Annotated in this window: 18 protein-coding genes; 3 read left to right on the top strand and 15 right to left on the bottom strand. The window is 39.7% G+C overall.

The features are described from left to right. Positions 1 to 8: 8 nt before the first annotated feature. Positions 9 to 599: a SafA/ExsA family spore coat assembly protein gene (gene safA / locus L8T27_RS05250; RefSeq protein WP_233317144.1), complete on the bottom strand. Its 591-nt coding sequence runs from the start codon at positions 597 to 599 to the stop codon at positions 9 to 11. 164 nt (positions 600 to 763) lie between these two features. Between safA and L8T27_RS05245 the strand changes: the two genes are divergently transcribed. Further along, positions 764 to 1,156 carry a tautomerase family protein gene (locus L8T27_RS05245; RefSeq protein ID WP_233317145.1) on the top strand — a complete coding sequence of 131 codons (393 nt, stop codon included), beginning with the start codon at positions 764 to 766 and terminating at the stop codon, positions 1,154 to 1,156. A 42-nt stretch (positions 1,157 to 1,198) separates the two neighbouring features. Here L8T27_RS05245 and L8T27_RS05240 read toward each other — a convergent pair whose 3' ends face one another. From L8T27_RS05240 to L8T27_RS05225, 4 genes are all read right to left on the bottom strand, one after another. Then, positions 1,199 to 1,495 carry a putative quinol monooxygenase gene (locus L8T27_RS05240; RefSeq protein WP_233317146.1) on the bottom strand — a complete coding sequence of 99 codons (297 nt, stop codon included), beginning with the start codon at positions 1,493 to 1,495 and terminating at the stop codon, positions 1,199 to 1,201. A 90-nt stretch (positions 1,496 to 1,585) separates the two neighbouring features. Then, a complete protein-coding gene (locus L8T27_RS05235) occupies positions 1,586 to 2,020 on the bottom strand; it encodes a MarR family winged helix-turn-helix transcriptional regulator (protein ID WP_233317147.1) in 435 nt (144 codons plus the stop codon). A gap of 138 nt (positions 2,021 to 2,158) precedes the next feature. Then, on the bottom strand, positions 2,159 to 3,373 hold the full coding sequence (locus tag L8T27_RS05230; RefSeq protein ID WP_233317148.1) for a Bcr/CflA family multidrug efflux MFS transporter: 1,215 nt from the start codon (positions 3,371 to 3,373) through the stop codon (positions 2,159 to 2,161). Positions 3,374 to 3,498: 125 nt separating this feature from the next. Then, on the bottom strand, positions 3,499 to 4,521 hold the full coding sequence (locus L8T27_RS05225) for a C45 family autoproteolytic acyltransferase/hydrolase (RefSeq protein ID WP_237941026.1): 1,023 nt from the start codon (positions 4,519 to 4,521) through the stop codon (positions 3,499 to 3,501). Positions 4,522 to 4,694: 173 nt separating this feature from the next. Between L8T27_RS05225 and L8T27_RS05220 the strand changes: the two genes are divergently transcribed. After that, positions 4,695 to 5,042: a hypothetical protein gene (locus L8T27_RS05220; RefSeq protein ID WP_237941024.1), complete on the top strand. Its 348-nt coding sequence runs from the start codon at positions 4,695 to 4,697 to the stop codon at positions 5,040 to 5,042. 73 nt (positions 5,043 to 5,115) lie between these two features. On the opposite strand, the gene L8T27_RS05215 is transcribed toward L8T27_RS05220, so the two are convergent. Continuing rightward, positions 5,116 to 6,792 (bottom strand): methyl-accepting chemotaxis protein, encoded by a 1,677-nt coding sequence (locus tag L8T27_RS05215; RefSeq protein ID WP_349238809.1) that lies wholly within the window; start codon positions 6,790 to 6,792, stop codon positions 5,116 to 5,118. 280 nt (positions 6,793 to 7,072) lie between these two features. Between L8T27_RS05215 and L8T27_RS05210 the strand changes: the two genes are divergently transcribed. After that, positions 7,073 to 8,041, top strand: coding sequence for a Gfo/Idh/MocA family protein (locus L8T27_RS05210; protein ID WP_237941021.1), 969 nt, complete (start codon positions 7,073 to 7,075; stop codon positions 8,039 to 8,041). 37 nt (positions 8,042 to 8,078) lie between these two features. Here the strand turns inward: L8T27_RS05210 and L8T27_RS05205 are convergent, their stop codons facing one another. The 9 genes from L8T27_RS05205 to iolE all read right to left on the bottom strand — a co-directional run bounded on the left by L8T27_RS05205 (position 8,079) and on the right by iolE (position 17,544). Further along, positions 8,079 to 8,894 (bottom strand): histidinol-phosphatase, encoded by an 816-nt coding sequence (locus tag L8T27_RS05205; protein WP_233317153.1) that lies wholly within the window; start codon positions 8,892 to 8,894, stop codon positions 8,079 to 8,081. Positions 8,895 to 9,011: 117 nt separating this feature from the next. Then, positions 9,012 to 9,479 (bottom strand): PTS sugar transporter subunit IIA, encoded by a 468-nt coding sequence (locus tag L8T27_RS05200; RefSeq protein WP_282581423.1) that lies wholly within the window; start codon positions 9,477 to 9,479, stop codon positions 9,012 to 9,014. A gap of 30 nt (positions 9,480 to 9,509) precedes the next feature. Then, complete coding sequence (gene treC / locus L8T27_RS05195) at positions 9,510 to 11,183, bottom strand: alpha,alpha-phosphotrehalase (protein ID WP_237941019.1); 1,674 nt, start codon at positions 11,181 to 11,183, stop codon at positions 9,510 to 9,512. Positions 11,184 to 11,379: 196 nt separating this feature from the next. After that, positions 11,380 to 12,249, bottom strand: coding sequence for a class II fructose-1,6-bisphosphate aldolase (fba, locus tag L8T27_RS05190; protein ID WP_237941017.1), 870 nt, complete (start codon positions 12,247 to 12,249; stop codon positions 11,380 to 11,382). Between the two features lie 36 nt (positions 12,250 to 12,285). Next, complete coding sequence (locus tag L8T27_RS05185) at positions 12,286 to 13,131, bottom strand: sugar phosphate isomerase/epimerase family protein (RefSeq protein WP_233317156.1); 846 nt, start codon at positions 13,129 to 13,131, stop codon at positions 12,286 to 12,288. 14 nt (positions 13,132 to 13,145) lie between these two features. After that, positions 13,146 to 14,021 carry a sugar phosphate isomerase/epimerase family protein gene (locus L8T27_RS05180; protein ID WP_233317157.1) on the bottom strand — a complete coding sequence of 292 codons (876 nt, stop codon included), beginning with the start codon at positions 14,019 to 14,021 and terminating at the stop codon, positions 13,146 to 13,148. A 90-nt stretch (positions 14,022 to 14,111) separates the two neighbouring features. Beyond that, on the bottom strand, positions 14,112 to 15,149 hold the full coding sequence (iolG, locus tag L8T27_RS05175; RefSeq protein WP_237942257.1) for a bifunctional inositol 2-dehydrogenase/D-chiro-inositol 1-dehydrogenase: 1,038 nt from the start codon (positions 15,147 to 15,149) through the stop codon (positions 14,112 to 14,114). 62 nt (positions 15,150 to 15,211) lie between these two features. Further along, a complete protein-coding gene (locus tag L8T27_RS05170; RefSeq protein WP_233317159.1) occupies positions 15,212 to 16,633 on the bottom strand; it encodes a sugar porter family MFS transporter in 1,422 nt (473 codons plus the stop codon). Then, complete coding sequence (gene iolE, locus L8T27_RS05165; protein WP_237941015.1) at positions 16,630 to 17,544, bottom strand: myo-inosose-2 dehydratase; 915 nt, start codon at positions 17,542 to 17,544, stop codon at positions 16,630 to 16,632. Before iolE ends, L8T27_RS05170 begins: the two co-directional genes overlap by 4 nt. Positions 17,545 to 17,553: the final 9 nt, after the last annotated feature.

The following is a 17,553-nucleotide window of genomic DNA, read 5'->3' as shown; positions in this document are numbered from 1 at the left end:
CCAAAGGCTTATTTAGAAATGAACATTTGAGTCCAATGATGTCCTGTTGCATAGTAACCTACACCTATTTGAGTGAAGGAGCTGCTTAAAATATTTGCTCTATGGCCGCTTGAATTCATCCAGGAATTTACGACCTGCTGCGCCGTTGTCTGTCCTTTAGCAATATTTTCACCAGCTGATCTATAGCTGATTCCATATGCTTTCATCATGTCAAAAGGTGATCCATAAGTTGGACTCGTATGACTGAAATAATTCTTTTGTGCCATATCCATCGACTTGTCTCTTGCTACTCTCGATAATTCCCAGTTTTCTGTTAAAGGAGCAAGGCCTGCTTTTTGTCTTTCGATATTACATAATCTAATTACTTCACGTTCTACTGTTTTAACAGAATCGATATTCGGAATGTTTAAGCTTTGGCCAGGGTAAATAAGGCTTGGGTTTTTAATTTGAGGGTTAGCCCCAATAATTTCCCTTAAGCCTATTTGATATTTAACAGCTATTTTCCACATAGAATCTCCGCTTTTGACTGTATATGTATCAGCAAAAGCCATTGTAGGAACAGCAAATAAACACAGAAGCGCCATTACTAGTTTTTTCATGTTTTCACCTCCTTATCGAAGATAAGATGCGTCTTTTCCGGTAAAAATATTCAAAAAAATATCCCGATTCTTATTCCAGAAAAAAAGATAATATCTTGGTGACATCTTGGTTAATTAATGATAATATTATGGTATATTAAATCATAAACATTGGGGAGGATAATATGCCGTTAATACGCTTCGATATGTATGAAGGAAGATCTGAGACAGAAATCAAAAAAATACTTGATGTATCTCACCGTGTCATGGTAGAGGCATTTCAGGTGCCAGAAAGAGACAGATATCAGATTGTTTCCCAGCACAAATCATATGAAATGGTCATTGAGGATACAGGGCTTGGTTTTTCGAGAAGTGAAAATGTCCTCATAATAAGTGTGACAAGCAGATACCGCACCCCTGATCAGAAACAGACATTTTATAAAAGCCTGACAGATGAACTTGAACGCCAATGCGGGATTACCCCAAATGACGTTATGGTATCCTTTACGATAAACAATGATGAGGATTGGAGCTTTGGGTTTGGAGAAGCACAATTTTTGACTGGTAAGTTGACATAATAAAAAGGGCAGAGTGGATTCTCTGCCCTTTTTGTTATGTTGTTATCTTTCGATTTTCTCTGCATGGTATAATTCTGCTTCAAGCGGTGCAGCTAAATATTCGCCTGCTTTAGAAACAAATCCTTGGAAATGGCTGCTTTTGTTGTGGCTTTCGATAGCAGCTTGGTCTTTCCAGCCTTCAATCATTAAATAAGTGTTTTCTTCTTCTACACTTTTCACAAGATTATAGGCAACATTTCCTTCTTCTGCTTGTGATGCTTTAACTAAAGCTTGTACCTCATTTAAAAATGCTGCTTCTTTACCTTCTTGTAATTTCATTTTTGCGTGAATAATGAACATAGTTATTTCCTCCTTATAATTTGTATAATAAGCGGCTGCAGCTGACTTGCTTAAGGCAGGCAGCCGCACTTAAACTGTATCTAAGCTATCTTATATTTCAACCGTAGACACATTTTTACTCAAGCGGGAGAGCATATCAAGCAATGTTTCCTGCTCGCTTGAACTAAAACCGTTTAACGTCTGTTCAATAAAGCTTTTTTTCGCCTGAAGGGAAACGGTAATTTCCTCCCGGCCGCCTTCTGTTAAACTAACTAACGTGACACGGTTATCCTCCGCTTTTTTACGGCGCGATATTAGTCCTGCTGCTTCAAGCTGTTTTAAATGCCTTGTAACTGCTGCATTATCAATGTTAACTTCCTTCTGCAGGGCACTCTGGCTTATCTCATCAGCATTATAGAGGCAATGCAAGATCTCAATCCTTGTCGGACTGGAGCCTAAACAGGACTCAAACTTTGTATTTACATTATTATTCAGCTTTTGCAGCTGATAAAAAATCTGGAGCTGTATGAGGCAATCATTACTCATGGTATTCTCCTTCCAAACAATTAGTTGACATGTCAATAATTGATACATCAAATATAAACCTATTTTCTCCAATTGTCAAAGAATTAATTCGAAAAACCGCTTCTGTTTAAGAAGCGGCTTATCTATCATCTGTACAAATTACTGTGGTGAGCCAACCACACGGCTGCCCCTTCTTACAAAGCCGTAATAAGACAGCAGCGCCAAAAAGCTCGCTAAAAACATAATCACACCCATCGGAAGGGCTGTTTGCTCGCCGGCAATACCTACTAGCGGCGCGGATATGGATCCTAAAATAAATGGAAGCAAACCGAGCAATGCAGATGCACTTCCTGCAATATGACCTTGTGTTTCCATCGCTAATGAGAAAGATGTTGTTGAAATAATTCCAATGGACGACACAAAAAAGAAAATGGGAATAACAATGGCTAGCAATGGGGCATGAAGCAACAGGGCAATGAATAAGGTAATACCTGAAAGATTGGCAATAAGGAGGCCAATTTGCAGGAAAGTCCTCTCAGAAACAGTATCTGCAAACCTTCCGACAAGCTGGGAGCCAATCATTAAAGCAATTCCGTTCATTCCAAACAGCAGACTGAATGTTGTTGGCGAAACGCCGTAAATATTTTGATAAACAAACGGTGTCCCTGAAACATAGGCAAAGATCCCTGCTACAATAAAGCCTTGTGTAAGTGCATATCCTCTGAATTGGCGATCCTTTAGAAGCGTCCCGAAATTCCGCAAAATTTGCCCTATATTACTCGGCACTCGTTTCTCAGGAGGCAATGTTTCCTTAAGACGCAAAGAAACAGTAAGTGATAGGATTACTCCTACACATGCAAGCACAAGAAATACAACATTCCAATCGCCAAACTTGAGTATCGTGCTTCCTGCGACAGGTGCTAAGATTGGTCCCAAGTTATTAACAAGCATTAATAACGCAAAGAATTTCGTCAATTCCTTGCCGCTGTATACATCGCGGACAATCGCCCTTGAGATAACAATCCCGCCGGCTGCTGAAAAGCCTTGGACAAAGCGTGCTACAATAAAGAAGTAAATATTTGGGGCAAAAGAACAAATGACAGAAGCGATTAAGTAAACAATCAGGAAAATGACTAAAGGTTTTCTCCGTCCTATAACATCACTCATCGGCCCTATTACTAGCTGGCCAGCTCCTAAGCCAAGCAGACAGGTAGTCAAGCTAATCTGAACTAGGGAGGCTGTCGTGCCGTAATCCTTCACAATGGTCGGGAAGGATGGCAGGTACATATCGATCGTAAGCGGACCTAAAATAGCCAGTGAACCAAGCAGGAATGCTAAACGCAGCCTTTTATTTCTTTCCAGTACATCGGACAAAATCTTTCCACCTTCCTATATTTTTAATTAACTTTTGCTAGCTTCTATCATAACTTGATATCCTCCCTTTGAATAGCTGAAATCGTTATTTTTAGATAAAATATTTCTATATACTAAGGATTATGCTAACCTTCGTTGATTTCCCCTGTCAGCACTGACTCAACAATGTCATCTCCCCCCACCCACTTTTTAAAATCAAGTACTAACGGATGAGCGCTTTTAGCAAGAGCAGTCTTAATTAAGCCTTGATCGAAAGCATAAGAGAAAGTATGAATGGTTCCGAAGAAGTCCTGATAATCTGTGAAAAACAGCGGAGATGTGTCCTCACTGAAATGCTCAAATAATTTAGTCTGATTCCAGCTGCTTCCCATCAATTTCGCCAAATGAGTCTGCCTTTGAAGCGATCCCGCTATATTTGTACGGTTTTTTGTGGTCATCTTCTTATGCTTGAAGTGATTTGTACATGCTAGTGAGCCATTCCCCCAAAGAACTTCAACTTTTTCGGGACAGGTTTCCACAGTTGCCATATTTCCTTTTTCATCACCAATGGAGAAATTATAGCAAGCCGCATGAGGAATTAATTTTAATAAACAGACAGCCTCCTCCACGGTCGAACAGTTATCCAGCACTATTCTGCAGCTTACCCATGGGGAAACTCCTTTTCTATATCCTTCATTGCTGACAAAATGCAAACCAATTACAAGCCCTTTTTCATTTACGCCGTCATGCCTTCCAAGCAGCTGTAAATTGTACCCCGCTGAAGCGTACTGACTGTTGGTTTGAATCATGGAAAAAATGCCATCATATAAAAGGGGCGAAAAATCATAGTTTCTTGTATAAACACCATTATCAATGAGCGTTGTACAGCCCATTGCTTTTGTCTTTGGGACATCATAACCGCTAAAACAGGCTGCAGCCGATGTATAGCTAACTTCTAGCTTTTCTGCCACACCTTGAAGCTCCTCTAGAAGATGTGGAGCAAGTTCCCTATAGATGGCTTCCATATTGCGCCAATCAATCGTTTCTTTTGTTACATGTTTATACATAGTCAGCAAATCTGGCTGTTTCTTCAAGAAAACTCCATAATCCTGACCGATTTCAAAGGAACTTTTTCTCAGCTGCCAAATATAAGCCTTGAAAGTTGTCATTTATATGCCCCCTAAATTAAAATTGTAGCAGAGCAAGCTTGCACTGCTATTATAATTAGTTTATATCCGACAGACTGATGAGACCTGTCAATTTTTGCTCATTGAGAACAGAAATAAAAACTTTCTTCGTTTTAAGAGGAGGCTGCATCATCTAATAAGGAGATTCTAGGGACATGAACAGTGGAAAATTTGAAATTACAGTGAATCCCTCAGCCAAATCAATTGATATGATTATTGCGGGGACTTTTACACCTGAAAAGGTAGAGGAGTTTCTTGCTGAATACGCTTTACAGGTAAATTGCATCCCATCTTGTGAGCACACATTAAGAATTAACTGTTTAGATATTGATGTGCTGACACAGGCAATGATTCCATATATGGAGCGCTGTTTCCGTGTTTACCAGGAAACAGGATGCAAAAGCATGATTCTCATTATTAACAAAAGCCCCATGCTTAAAATGCAATTTAATCGTATCATTAAAAACACTGGTTTTGAGAATGCTGCCATACTAGAGGTATAATTGACCTGAATATGGACGCATAAAAAAAGGCAAAGCAGCGTTGCTGCCTTTGCCTTTTTAGGGGATACGTGATTTACACTTTAAACTTCCGGATAAGTTCTTGCAAGCTTTCGGCAAGATTTGCTAGAGAAGACGACGATGCTGCAATCTCTTCCATTGACGCCACTTGCTCTTCTGTCGCAGCGGACACATTTTCAGTATTTGCTGCCGCTTCCCCTGCCATGCTGTTTACTTCCATTACCGATACATTAATAACTTCTGTATTCTCCTTCAATTCCTTCAATGAAATGAACACATTCTCAAACAAGCTGACTAAGTCCAGAACAGACACTTCTATTTTACCGAAGGATTCTCCTGCATTTTTTACAATGTTTAAGCCTAAATCAACTTCATTTTTTGCACTTGACATAGATTGAATCGTAACTCTTGTATCCCCTTGAATTTGACCGATAAGACTTGTGATCTGCTCTGCAGATTGGGCAGACTGTTCAGCCAGCTTTCTTACTTCATCGGCTACTACAGCAAAGCCCTTGCCTTGCTCTCCTGCTCTTGCAGCTTCAATAGCTGCATTAAGTGCAAGCAAGTTTGTCTGTGAAGAGATGTCCGTAATTGCCTTTGTGATTTCGCCGATTTCTTTAATACGTCCTTCCAACGTATCAATAGACATAGCTAAGTTCCCAACATTTGTATTAATCGAATTCATTTGAGCTGTTACTTCCTCAATGTTTTGCAGCCCTTCTTTTGACGCTTCAGCTGTAGAGGAGGCTGTTTGCGCTACTTTTTCTGCGTTTTCGGAGATTTTTTCCGTGCTTGCCGTTACATTGTTAATTCCCTCTGAGCTTGATGCCATTAATCTCATTTGATTCTCTGAGCTTGATGCAAGCTCCTGAATCGTCTCTGAGATATGCTCACTCGCTTTGCTGCTTTCCTCTGAGCTTGCACTTAATTCCTCAGAAGAGGAAGCGAGAGCTTGAGATGTTTCACCGATTGTTTCCACAAGCTCTTTGATTCCGTCAGCCATACTATTGAAGCTTAAAGACAGAGAGCCTACTTCATCCTTCGATGCATAGTCAGATCTTTGAGAGAAATCGCCATTTTCTCCACTTTCCATTAAACCTTTTAGCTTTTTAATTGGATTTGTGATTGTCCGTGAAATATAGAGACCGAATAATACAGACAGCACTAGAAATACCGCAATAATGCTGATGGAAAGCACAAGCGTTGTACTGTAATTATCTTTGTTTTCCTGTGCGATTTTACTTGCCTGGTCTTCATTTGCCTTTTGTAATGATTCGAGCAAATCTGTCATTTCTTCCCGTTTTCTTATTACTTCTTCAGAATAAAGACGATATGCTTCTGCATTTTTATTGTCCAATGCTAATGCTAAAGCTTCATTTGTTGTTTCACTGATTTCAGTCAGTGACAGTTTATATTGATCAAGCGCTGTCTGTTCCTCTGAAGACAAATCCAGCTGGTCTAATTTGCTTACATACTGATCTATTTCGTCAGTTGTTTTCTTGTACATTTCATTAAGCTGACTATTTCTTGAGTCATCCTCATTTAACATCAGCTCTAAAACAAACCGATCTGTCGCCTGATCGTCGCTTACTATTTTAGCCACCCATGTGTTTGGTATTAGGCGGTCATTATACATCTCTTCAGATCCGTCAGCCATGTTTTTCATACCATTAATAGCATAAATTCCGACTGTAATTAATGATATAGCACTGAATATAATGATCATTAATATTTTAATAGAAATTTACTGTTTTTTATCACTTTCATGCCTTTCGCTCCTCATTTTATATTTATCTCCCCTACTTGCTCTATCGTCCAACTCTACCTTAAACATTAGCACTTTATAAAATTTATTATTCTTGCAAATAATGTACAAATTAGTTATAATATTTCGTTTAAAATTCAAGTTACAGGATTGGTAATCACTTACGTAAATGGTTTACAATGGAATAATATAGGGAATTATTCTATATAGGTTTCGGGCTATGAAACTATTTAAGAGGTGACAGTAGATGAAAAAATTAAATTGGGCAATCCTTGGACCTGGCAGTATCGCTGCTGATTTTGCAAGAGCGTTAAATGACATGCACGGGAGCATCTATGCAGTCGGTTCACGAACATTAGAAAAAGCAGAGCAGTTTGCAAAGCAATATAATGTTGCAAAGGCATACGGAAGTTATGAGGAAATGCTTCACGATGACAAAATAGATGTTGTCTATATTGCAACCCCGCACTCAAACCACTATGAATTCATTATGAAAAGCCTAGAAAACAATAAACATGTCTTTTGTGAGAAAGCAATTACGGTTAGCTCTGAGCAGCTTCTTGCTGCAGTAAAGCTAGCTGCAGACAAACAGCTTGTACTAGCAGAAGCAATGACTATTTACCATATGCCGCTGTATAAAGAATTGCGTCATCGGATCACTTCAGGCAGTATCGGCAAATTGAAAATGGTTAATGTGCTGTTTGGCAGCTCTAAGGAAGATGATCCTACAAACCGTTATTTTAATATGGATTTGGCAGGCGGGGCGTTGCTTGATATCGGTACATATGCTCTTTCATTTGCTAGATCCTTTCTTTCAAGCCAGCCTCATGAGATTCTGACAACCGTTAATAAATATTCAACAGGTGCAGATGAACAGTCAGGAATTATCCTAAAAAACAAAGAAGACGAAATGGCTGTCGTCACACTTGCAATGAGAGCCAGAACACAAAAGCTTGGCATTATCGCTGGCGACAACGGCTATATCATGGTTCCTGATTTTCCTAGAGCCGATAAGGCAACCATTCATTATTTAGATGGTGCACAAGAAACGGTGGAAGCAGGCGAGAGCAGTAAAGCTTTGCATTATGAAATTGAAGATATGGAGCGATTTGTTGCAGAAAAAGAAAAGGAAAGCACATTGCCATTAACGGTTGATGTGATGGAAATTATGACAGATGTTCGCAATCAATGGGGTATACGTTATCCATTTGAATAAAAAAGAGGAATGCAGTTGTTCTGCATTCCTCTCTCTTTTATAGTGGTGCTGTTTGCCTTTTCTGGCCAACATAATAGACCATTTCTTGATATCCAATCTGTTTCAGCTTCTTCTGGACAGCGAACAAATCATCGCCGATTCGGTCAGGATGATGAGAATCGGATCCAAATGTTATATCGACATTATAATAAAAGGCACGTTCTAACATGTCATCAGCTGGATACCAGCCGCCCACATCCTTCATTTTTCCTGATGTGTTCACTTCAATGGATACACCTGATTCGCCAATAATTTTCAGTGTCTCATCTAAGATTGGTGTTTCAATGGCTGAAAAGGCAGGATAATAACCTTTCATTGCATCAATATGACCAAGGATTTGGAAAACACCGCTTTTGGCTGATCCTTGAATTAATCGGTAATAATCTTCCTTCTCTTGAACTTGCTGTGACGCAGTAAGCCCTGGCCATCTGCTTTTATCAAAAATACTCTTTCCATTCACATAATGAACAGAACCGATAATATAATCAAATGGATATTTATCATATTCTTTTTTGTACATATGAAGAAGATGTGGATAATAATCACTTTCCACTCCAAGCAGAACATGAATTTTGTCCTTATAGGCTTCCTTCAGCTTTAGGACCTCTTCCACATAGTGAACAAACTCACTTTTCCCCATGGAGTACCGTGGAAACGGCTGGTCTTCTTTATGAAAGAACAAGGGAGAATGATCTGATATGCCAATATAATGCAGCCCTTTCTCAATCCCTGCCTGAATATACTCTTCGATTTTACCAATTGCATGGCCACATCTGTCATGGTGTGTATGCAAATCAAATAAGATGCTGTTCATATGCCTCTCCTCACTTGCTTTTTATCTTGTAAACTAAGTATATACGAATCTGAATCGTACTGTCATGTGAGGCGGACTATAAAAAAAGGCATGGAGAATTCTCCATGCCCGCATCAATTACACAATTTTTATCTGGTTATCCTCTATAACTACCTTTTCATTTTCCTTTAGGTTTGTGAAAATAATTGGTGTAATAACAGACGGCACCTTGTCCTTAATTGCCTCAAAATCTATTTCCATTAATTTCTCACCTTGCTTCACTTTTTGACCGTCCGTAACAAAGGATGTGAAGCCTTCCCCTTTTAAAGTAACTGTATCCAATCCTACATGAATGAGAATTTCTCTGCCGTTGTTATCTGACAGACTAATGGCATGCTTTGTAGGAAAAACATTAATAACTGTTCCATTAACCGGTGAGATTAGTGTGCCATTTGTTGGATCAATGGCTGCACCGTCTCCCATCATTTTCTGGGAAAAGACTGGGTCTGGCACTTCTTCAATAGGAAGAAGTCTTCCTTCTAATGGAAGAATAAAGGAATTCTCATCTGCATTTGACTGGTTTTTCTTAAACAGGTTTTTGAACATACTAGCACCTCCATGAATTTAGGACGAACGTCATTTCTTTAAATAAAACACAATTGATTCATAAGGACGTAATTCGATATTTTCTAGATCCTCTTTTGAGTCAGAGTAATTAGATAACAGCATGGTTTTTGTATAACCTTCAACCTCTAATGTGTCAGGCAATTCGAATGAAATAGGCTCTCCATAAAAATTATTAACCACAATCAGCTTTTCGTTATCATTGGAACGAACATATGCAAAAAGCTGCTGGTGATCTGGAAGCAATAGCTCATAATCGCCATTTGTAACAATATCGTACTCTTTTCTCAATGATATCAACTTTTGGTAATGATAGAAGACCGAATCAGAATCCTTTAAGGCTGCTTCTGCATTTATTTCATGATAGTTTCTAGCTGTATTTATCCACGGTGTTCCTGTTGTAAAGCCAGCATTTGCCTCTGCATTCCATTGTACAGGAGTTCTTGAGTTATCACGAGATTTACGTCTTAATATTTCGAGGATTTCCTCTTCTGTTTTTCCCGCTTGCTTTAATAGTTGAAACATATTGATTGATTCAACATCCCGGTAATCTTCAATAGAATCGAATTTAGGGTCTGTCATCCCAAACTCTTCTCCTTGGTAAATATAAGGCGTTCCCTGCATCATGTGAATGACTGTAGCAAGCATTTTCGCTGATTCCTTATGGTATTTTTGATCATTGCCATATCTTGAAACGACCCGGGGCTGATCATGATTACACCAAAACAGCGCATTCCAGCCTCCGCCTTTATTCATGCCTGTCTGCCAATCAGATAATATTTTCTTTAAGGAAAGGAAATCCATATCGCCCAGCGCCCACTTTTCTCCATTCGGATAATCAACCTTTAAATGATGAAAATTAAAAGTCATGCTAAGCTCTTCCCGTGTCGGGTTGGAATATTGAATACAATGCTCTAATGTTGTAGATGACATTTCGCCAACTGTCATAGAATCATATTTTGAGAAGACTTCCTTGTTCATCTCATGAATAAATTCATGCACTCTTGGTCCGTCGGTATAAAATCTTCTTCCGTCCCCCACATTGTCATCTGGAAATTGCTGATTTTTTGAAATTAAGTTGATAACATCAAGGCGGAAGCCATCGACGCCCTTCTCAAACCAAAAGTTCATCATTTCATAGATTTTATGGCGAACTTCTTCATTTTCCCAGTTTAAATCAGCTTGTGTGACATCAAACAAATGAAGATAATACTGCCCTGTTTTTTCATCATATTGCCATGCATTTCCGCCAAACTTTGACTGCCAATTATTCGGTGCACTTCCATCTTCTTTACCGTCTTTCCAAATATAATAATTTCGATACGGATTATCTTTCGAGGAAGCCGCCTGTTTGAACCATTCATGCTCTGTTGACGTATGATTCACGACAATGTCCATAATAACCTTAATGTCTTTTTTATGAGCCTTACTCAGCAATACATCGAAATCCTCCATTGTCCCGTATTCAGGATGAATGGAGAAATAATCACTAATATCGTAGCCATTATCTCTTTGAGGAGAAGCATAAATTGGTGTTAACCATATGACATCTACACCAAGCTCATGCAAATAGTCCAATTTTTCCACAATGCCTTGAATATCACCGACACCGTTACCAGTAGTATCATTGAAGCTTTTCGGATATATTTGATATACAACTGCCTTTTCCCACCATGTTTGATTCATCTATATACACCGCCATTATTTACATTTATGAACCCTGTATATACAGGTTATATATTTATGATAACATGTATATACATGTTGTCAATTAAAAAATAATGCGTTTTCATTTTTGATTTCTTCTGACAAAATCAAAAAAGCTTATTGTGATTAGGTTTCACAATAAGCTTTGTCTTCATCCAATATTTACATATTTCCTTTACGCTTCGAGCTTTACAGCTTTCCGGCTTGTTCCGAATTCTTTCATTTTGCTTCTCACCGTTGCTATGATTGCTGCTTGCCCAGGTGCAAGTATCGTTCTCGCATCATATACTTTGTCATCCTGGACGAGAAGCTCTCGTACAGCCTGAGCCCATGCCTGCAGACATTCTGTATTAACGTTTATTTTTGCATGACCTAGTTCAATCGATCTTTGGATTTGATGGAGCGGAATTCCCGACCCGCCATGCAGGACTAACGGAACATTTGTAATCCGAGAAATATGCTCCATTTCCTTAAAGCCAAGGATTGGCTCTCCTTTATACGGTCCATGAACAGATCCTAATGCTGCTGCCAGTGCATCAATACCAGTTTCATTGACGAGCTGCAAACACTCATTTGGATCTGCATAGGAAATACCTCCGATTAAACCATCCTCATTTCCGCCGACCGTTCCTACCTCTGCTTCGACAGAAACACCAAAGTTCCTAGCATAATCAACGACTTCTCTTGTCATCCTGATATTTTCTTCAATAGGTGAATGGGAGCCGTCAATCATGACTGAACTAAAGCCTGCATCAATCGCTTGCTTGCATCTTGCTACGCTTTTGCCGTGATCTAAATGGAGAGCTACAGGCACAGTGATTTCTAATTCTTCTACTAATGCAGATACACCTGCTGCAATTATTTTAAAGCCTCCCAAATAATCAACTAACCGGTCGGAAGCGGCAACAATGACAGGTGCTTGCTCAGCTTCTGCTGCCTGCAGAATTGCTTGAACCCACTGAAAGCTGTTCATATTATATTGACCGACAGCATACTTTTCTTCTTTCGCTTTTCTCAACATATCATGCATCGAAACAATCGCCATTGCTACACCTCCATCTATTTATTTTCCCCCTAAAACTTACAGAGCTTTTTCCGCTTCAAAATGCTTAGCAAGCACTTGAAGTGTTGTTTCCTTTGCAGTCTTGATAACTTCTTCCGCATCAAGCTGATAGTATTCTGGTCGGAAGAGTTCAACAGACACATGGTCTACACCCTTATTCTTTAAGATAGGGATAATGCTGTCTAAATCAATGGCTCCATGCCCTGGCCATACTCGGTCAACATCCATTAAAATACCAGGCTGATAATCTTCGACGTCATTAATATGAAAGATAAATATCTTTTCAGAATCTGTGTTTTTCAAGCTTTCCAGCGTAGAATTCATCGCATAATATTGGAATGTATCAAACACGATGCCAACATTATGTCTGTCGACTTCCTTGACCACTTCATTGGCGAATTCCAATGTGTTGATAGTGGCATGTGGATGGCCGATAAATTCAATTGCTAGTTTCACTCCATATGGCTCTGCCAAGTCAGACAAATCTCGTAAAGTCTCGACACTGCTGTTGATAATGTCTTTACGCAGAATTTTCTGTTCAGAAACAAGCGGTACTACAACAATATTCTTACAATTAATTACTTTTGAAATCTCAAGCATTTCCTGAAACTCTTCACGCAATGCTGCATATTCTTCCTCTGTGCGATTATTAAAGAACACTAGTGCATTTAATGAGAGCGGCTTTACATGATGAGTTTGAAAGTACTGGGCTAAATCTTCAAGTGTATGTGTTTTTAAGTAGTCTTTCAGCTGGTCGATTGATCTGATTTCTATATAGTCATAGCCGTATTTCTCACAAAGCTCTAAATCCTTCTCTAAGCTTGAGTTTTCCAATGTTGTCCCTTGATTTAATCCTATTTTCATTCTGACAATCCTCCTTATTTAACTGCTGATAATCCTAATCCTTCTTTAATGGATCTCAATGTCACTTCATTGGACCAATCTGGTTTATCCGGATAAGCAAAAACAGAGTTTGTGATAATGCCGTTGAAATTGAATTCTCTCAGCTTGCGGTATAGTGTATCAAAGTCAATTTCGCCTTCGCCTGGGTTCAAGTGCTGATGAACAGTCACATTAGCATTCGGCGGATTGACGATATAGCGCAAGCCAAATGCTGCTTTATGGTTCAGCGTATCTGCAATCAATACATGTGCCAGCAAGTCCTTTGCCTCATCCAGCTGTTTTCCGATATCGCCGATGCCGTCATCATAAAAGAAAGCATGTGCCACAGAGTAAACAAGCTTAATCCAATCCTTATCTAACGCGCGAATCATTCGAACAGCCTCAATATTCAATTCAATGAAGTCATGAGGATGTGATTGCAGATTAAGGGCAATTCCTTCCTTTTCGAAAATAGGCATAAGCTCATCCATGGAGCGAATGAAGGATGCTTCACTTTCGGTTGGGCGGGTTTTATCGCCGGCAAATTCACTGTTCATTAAATCAACACCTAAATCAGATGTGATTTCAATGCATCGTTTCCAGTTCCTCACAGCAGCCTGCCGTTCTAATTCATTTGGGGAAGACCATTGCTGTACAGGCAAAACAGATGAAATTTTCACCCCTGCATCTGAACAGTATCGCTTCAAATCCTTGATTAGCTGCTTATCAACTTTTGGATATTCGTAAAACCAGATGAAATCCTTGCGCGGAGAAAGCTCTACATATTCGTAGCCGAGTCTTGCTACATTGTCGATTGTTTCCTTTAAACCTGTATTATCCCTAAAGTGTGATGGATCGTATGCTAATCTCATATTTTTTAACCTCTTCCCTTTGAAAATTATAAATATGCTTGTGAGGGGAAAATAAATCCCCTCAACCATGCAGAAACTTATACTTATAAATTATAGACTTGCTGCTGATAATCCTTTTTTATAGAAATCTGGTTTATCCGCTAGAACAACTTCTTCTCTTTCGCCTGATTGCTGGGATTTAATACATGCATCTGCAGTCACTTGAGCGATATAGCCATCCCATGCTGTCGGGCCGTTTGGTTCTCCAGTCTTTTTAATAGAATCCATAAAATCCTGAAGCTCTGTATCATAGGCATCAAGAAAGCGCTGCTTCCAATCTACTAATATATTAGAACCTAATGTAGCATTTTTGCGGTATGTGATGCTTTGGAATTCAGGAAGCTTCACAATCCCGTCTTCACCAACTACCTCACATTGAATATCATAGCCATACTGGCAATTAACGGAGATTTCTACATTTATGATAATGCCTGAATGTGTTTCTAATAGGACAATTTGTGGATCTCTTAAGTTTTCATGTGCGTATTTAGATTTTCTTGGAAATAGAACTTGCACAGATTTATAGTCATCATCTACTAGCCAATGAAGAACATCAATTTCATGTATTAATGTGTCTGAGATTGCCATATCTGTTGTATACATTTCGTTAACTTCCGGATTGCGGTGAGCACAATGAATTAATAATGGCTCTCCAATAAATTTATTATCAATTGCCTCTTTCAGCTGAACATAGCCGCTGTCATAACGGCGCATAAATCCAACTTGCACTAGTCGTTTGCCATGCTTCATTTCTGCTTCTACTATTCTCATGCAGCCTTCTGCTGTTGTTGCCAAAGGCTTTTCACAAAACACATATTTACCTGCACTAATAGCTGCGAGCACACTTGCTTCATGGGCAGGTCCCCAGCTTGTTACAAAAACAGCATCCACGTTATTTGCTGCAACTAATGATACATCATCTGGATAAACGACAGCATCTAAACCATATTGCTCAACAGCCTGTTTTGCCGACTCTTGATTTACATCTGTAACAGCTACGATTTTTCCGCCTGACAGTGTGTTTGTAATTCTTTTAATATGTTCACGCCCAATAGCACCTGTGCCAATTACCCCGATATTCAATGTCATATCTCTCATCCTCTTTTCGATTAGTTTCTTTTCTATCCTTTGGTATACGCTTACAAAAAAACTTATTTCGCTTCTGGTATTGCATCATCATCTGAGAGGTTCTTCCCGTAGTTGCGAAATTCCTGTTCTAATTGCTCTAAGGAGCGATCCTTTGTTTCCGGCAAATACTTCTTAACAAACGCAATCGCAATGATTCCTAATCCGACAAAAACGAAGAATGTTGTGGACAGTCCAATTCCTGCCATTAATACAGGGAACAGCAAGCCAACTAAGAAGTTCGTGATCCACAAGCAAAACACTGTCACTCCCATTCCAAGTCCTCTAAGCCTTTGCGGGAAAATTTCCGAAAGCATGAGCCAAGTCACTGGTGAGATAGCTCCTTGCTGGAAGGCTAAAAAGGTTACAGTTAAGGATAAGACGATATATGGCAATGCTGGTGATCCTTCCATCGTAAGAGAAAAGATTCCGATTAACAGCAAGGCAATGGTTGTGCCGATTTGACCTGTAATCAACATTGGACGGCGGCCGACCCTACCTAGGAGCCAGATTCCGACAAACGTAGCAACAACCGATATGATACCGTTTGCAATATTTCCTATTAAAGCTGCTCTTGTCTCAAAACCAGCATCCTTTAAGATTTCTGTTCCATAATACATGATTGAGTTAACGCCTGTTATTTGCTGTACAACAGCAATCCCCAAACCAATAAACACAATTCTTCGAACCCATGGAACATTCAAATCTTTAAAAGTCGCTTTTTTCATTTGAGACTGATCTTCAAGCGATTTCTCAATTTCTTTCAGTTCTGCTTGTGCTCTTGCTTCTGCTCTTACCTTTTGCAGCACGCGCAGTGCATCGCCGATTCTGCCTTTAGAAGCAAGCCAGCGCGGACTTTCCGGGACAACGAGCATTCCAAACCATAGAAATACAGCAGGAAGGGATGCAATGACAAGCATATATCGCCAGACATGAGCTGTATCACCTAGTGTATTTCCTAAAATAGCATTGAAAGTAAATGCGAGCAGCTGCCCTGATACGATCATTAGCTCATTCTGCGTAACCATTCTTCCCCTGTTTTCAGCAGGCGACATTTCTGCCAGGAAAGCAGGTACTGTTACCGAAGCTCCGCCGACAGCAAGACCTAAAATGAAGCGGAAGGTAACCATCAATTCTACACTTGGTGCAAAAGTACAGCCTAATGTAGCAAAGATAAACAAGATAGCAAGATAAAGAATATTCTTCCTCCGGCCATGATGATCAGATAATCTGCCGCCAAACATTGCTCCAAAAGCAGCTCCGAACAAGAGAGAACTTGTGACAAGCCCTTCTGTAAAGGGAGTAAGATTCAACTGATCTTCTTCTGACATAAAGGGGAGGGCCCCATTTATGACGCCTGTATCATAACCGAACAGCAGCCCCCCGAATGTTGAAATAATGGTGATTTTCTTCAAGTGTTTTTTATGGGTATCCTTGCTTGTAGTCATACAACATTCCCCTTTTCCGTGTATGTTTGGACAAGCAATTTCTTATTTATATAATTTCTGGCGATAAGAGCATATTCTAAAGGATTTGCGACTGCGGGATCTTGTTCTGCTTCAATCACAATCCAGCCGCTGTAATTCGTCTCAAGCAAGTAGGCATACACTTCTGTAAAGTCAATACAGCCATCCCCAGGTACTGTAAACATGCCCCGAAGGAAGGCTTGCAGAAAGGACAAGCCTTCCTTACTGCATTCAGTAAGCGCATTTTCTCTGACATCTTTAAAATGAACATGCTTGATACGGTCTCTGTGCTTCATAAGCAATGTCATATAATCTCCGTCAGATACGAATATATGGCCAGTATCATAAAGAAGGTGTACATGATTGGCATCTGTATGATCCATCAAACGGTCTATTTCCGCTAATGTCTGAACCCCTGTTCCCATATGATGATGATAGACAAGCTTCAATTGATAAGTTTCAGCAATTTTACCGAGCTCATTCAAGCCGCTGCACAACAGTCTCCATTCTTGATCGGTAAAGAAGGGCTTTGTCAAAAATACATTTTCTGAAGTGCCTTGCACGCTGTAGGTCTGTTCAGACACAACAGCAACAGACGCATTCACTTCTTGTAAATATTTGCAATGCTCATGGAACGCTTCTGCCGCTGAATCCATGCCGTCTCGGATGATGTAACTTGAGAACCATTTCCCAGCTATCTTTAAGTTTCGCAAACCAAGCTCCTTATTCAAGACACTCGGTTCTGGGAAAAAGCCGCCTACTTCTGTTCCTTGAAAACCTGCAACTACAATATCACTAAGCAAGTGCTGCAACGTATTGCCGGCACCAATTTCGGGAATATCATCATTGCGCCAGCCAATCGGTGCAATACCCCATAAGATTTGATTCCCCATCCCCATTCT

It is taken from the genome of Niallia sp. Man26 (assembly GCF_022049065.2).
Taxonomy (GTDB): domain Bacteria; phylum Bacillota; class Bacilli; order Bacillales; family Cytobacillaceae; genus Niallia.
Note: the sequence above shows the minus strand (reverse complement) of the source record. Positions and strands in the feature narration are given on the sequence as shown.

What these genes read in the sequence shown, in the direction of transcription:
- safA (WP_233317144.1), bottom strand. Translation starts at nt 599, where the DNA reads ATGAAAAAACTAGTAATGGCGCTTCTGTGTTTATTTGCTGTTCCTACA.
- L8T27_RS05245 (WP_233317145.1), top strand. Translation starts at nt 764, where the DNA reads ATGCCGTTAATACGCTTCGATATGTATGAAGGAAGATCTGAGACAGAA.
- L8T27_RS05240 (WP_233317146.1), bottom strand. Translation starts at nt 1,495, where the DNA reads ATGTTCATTATTCACGCAAAAATGAAATTACAAGAAGGTAAAGAAGCA.
- L8T27_RS05235 (WP_233317147.1), bottom strand. Translation starts at nt 2,020, where the DNA reads ATGAGTAATGATTGCCTCATACAGCTCCAGATTTTTTATCAGCTGCAA.
- L8T27_RS05225 (WP_237941026.1), bottom strand. Translation starts at nt 4,521, where the DNA reads ATGACAACTTTCAAGGCTTATATTTGGCAGCTGAGAAAAAGTTCCTTT.
- L8T27_RS05220 (WP_237941024.1), top strand. Translation starts at nt 4,695, where the DNA reads ATGAACAGTGGAAAATTTGAAATTACAGTGAATCCCTCAGCCAAATCA.
- L8T27_RS05210 (WP_237941021.1), top strand. Translation starts at nt 7,073, where the DNA reads ATGAAAAAATTAAATTGGGCAATCCTTGGACCTGGCAGTATCGCTGCT.
- L8T27_RS05205 (WP_233317153.1), bottom strand. Translation starts at nt 8,894, where the DNA reads ATGAACAGCATCTTATTTGATTTGCATACACACCATGACAGATGTGGC.
- L8T27_RS05200 (WP_282581423.1), bottom strand. Translation starts at nt 9,479, where the DNA reads ATGTTCAAAAACCTGTTTAAGAAAAACCAGTCAAATGCAGATGAGAAT.
- treC (WP_237941019.1), bottom strand. Translation starts at nt 11,183, where the DNA reads ATGAATCAAACATGGTGGGAAAAGGCAGTTGTATATCAAATATATCCG.
- fba (WP_237941017.1), bottom strand. Translation starts at nt 12,249, where the DNA reads ATGGCGATTGTTTCGATGCATGATATGTTGAGAAAAGCGAAAGAAGAA.
- L8T27_RS05185 (WP_233317156.1), bottom strand. Translation starts at nt 13,131, where the DNA reads ATGAAAATAGGATTAAATCAAGGGACAACATTGGAAAACTCAAGCTTA.
- L8T27_RS05180 (WP_233317157.1), bottom strand. Translation starts at nt 14,021, where the DNA reads ATGAGATTAGCATACGATCCATCACACTTTAGGGATAATACAGGTTTA.
- iolG (WP_237942257.1), bottom strand. Translation starts at nt 15,149, where the DNA reads ATGACATTGAATATCGGGGTAATTGGCACAGGTGCTATTGGGCGTGAA.
- L8T27_RS05170 (WP_233317159.1), bottom strand. Translation starts at nt 16,633, where the DNA reads ATGACTACAAGCAAGGATACCCATAAAAAACACTTGAAGAAAATCACC.
- iolE (WP_237941015.1), bottom strand. Translation starts at nt 17,544, where the DNA reads ATGGGGAATCAAATCTTATGGGGTATTGCACCGATTGGCTGGCGCAAT.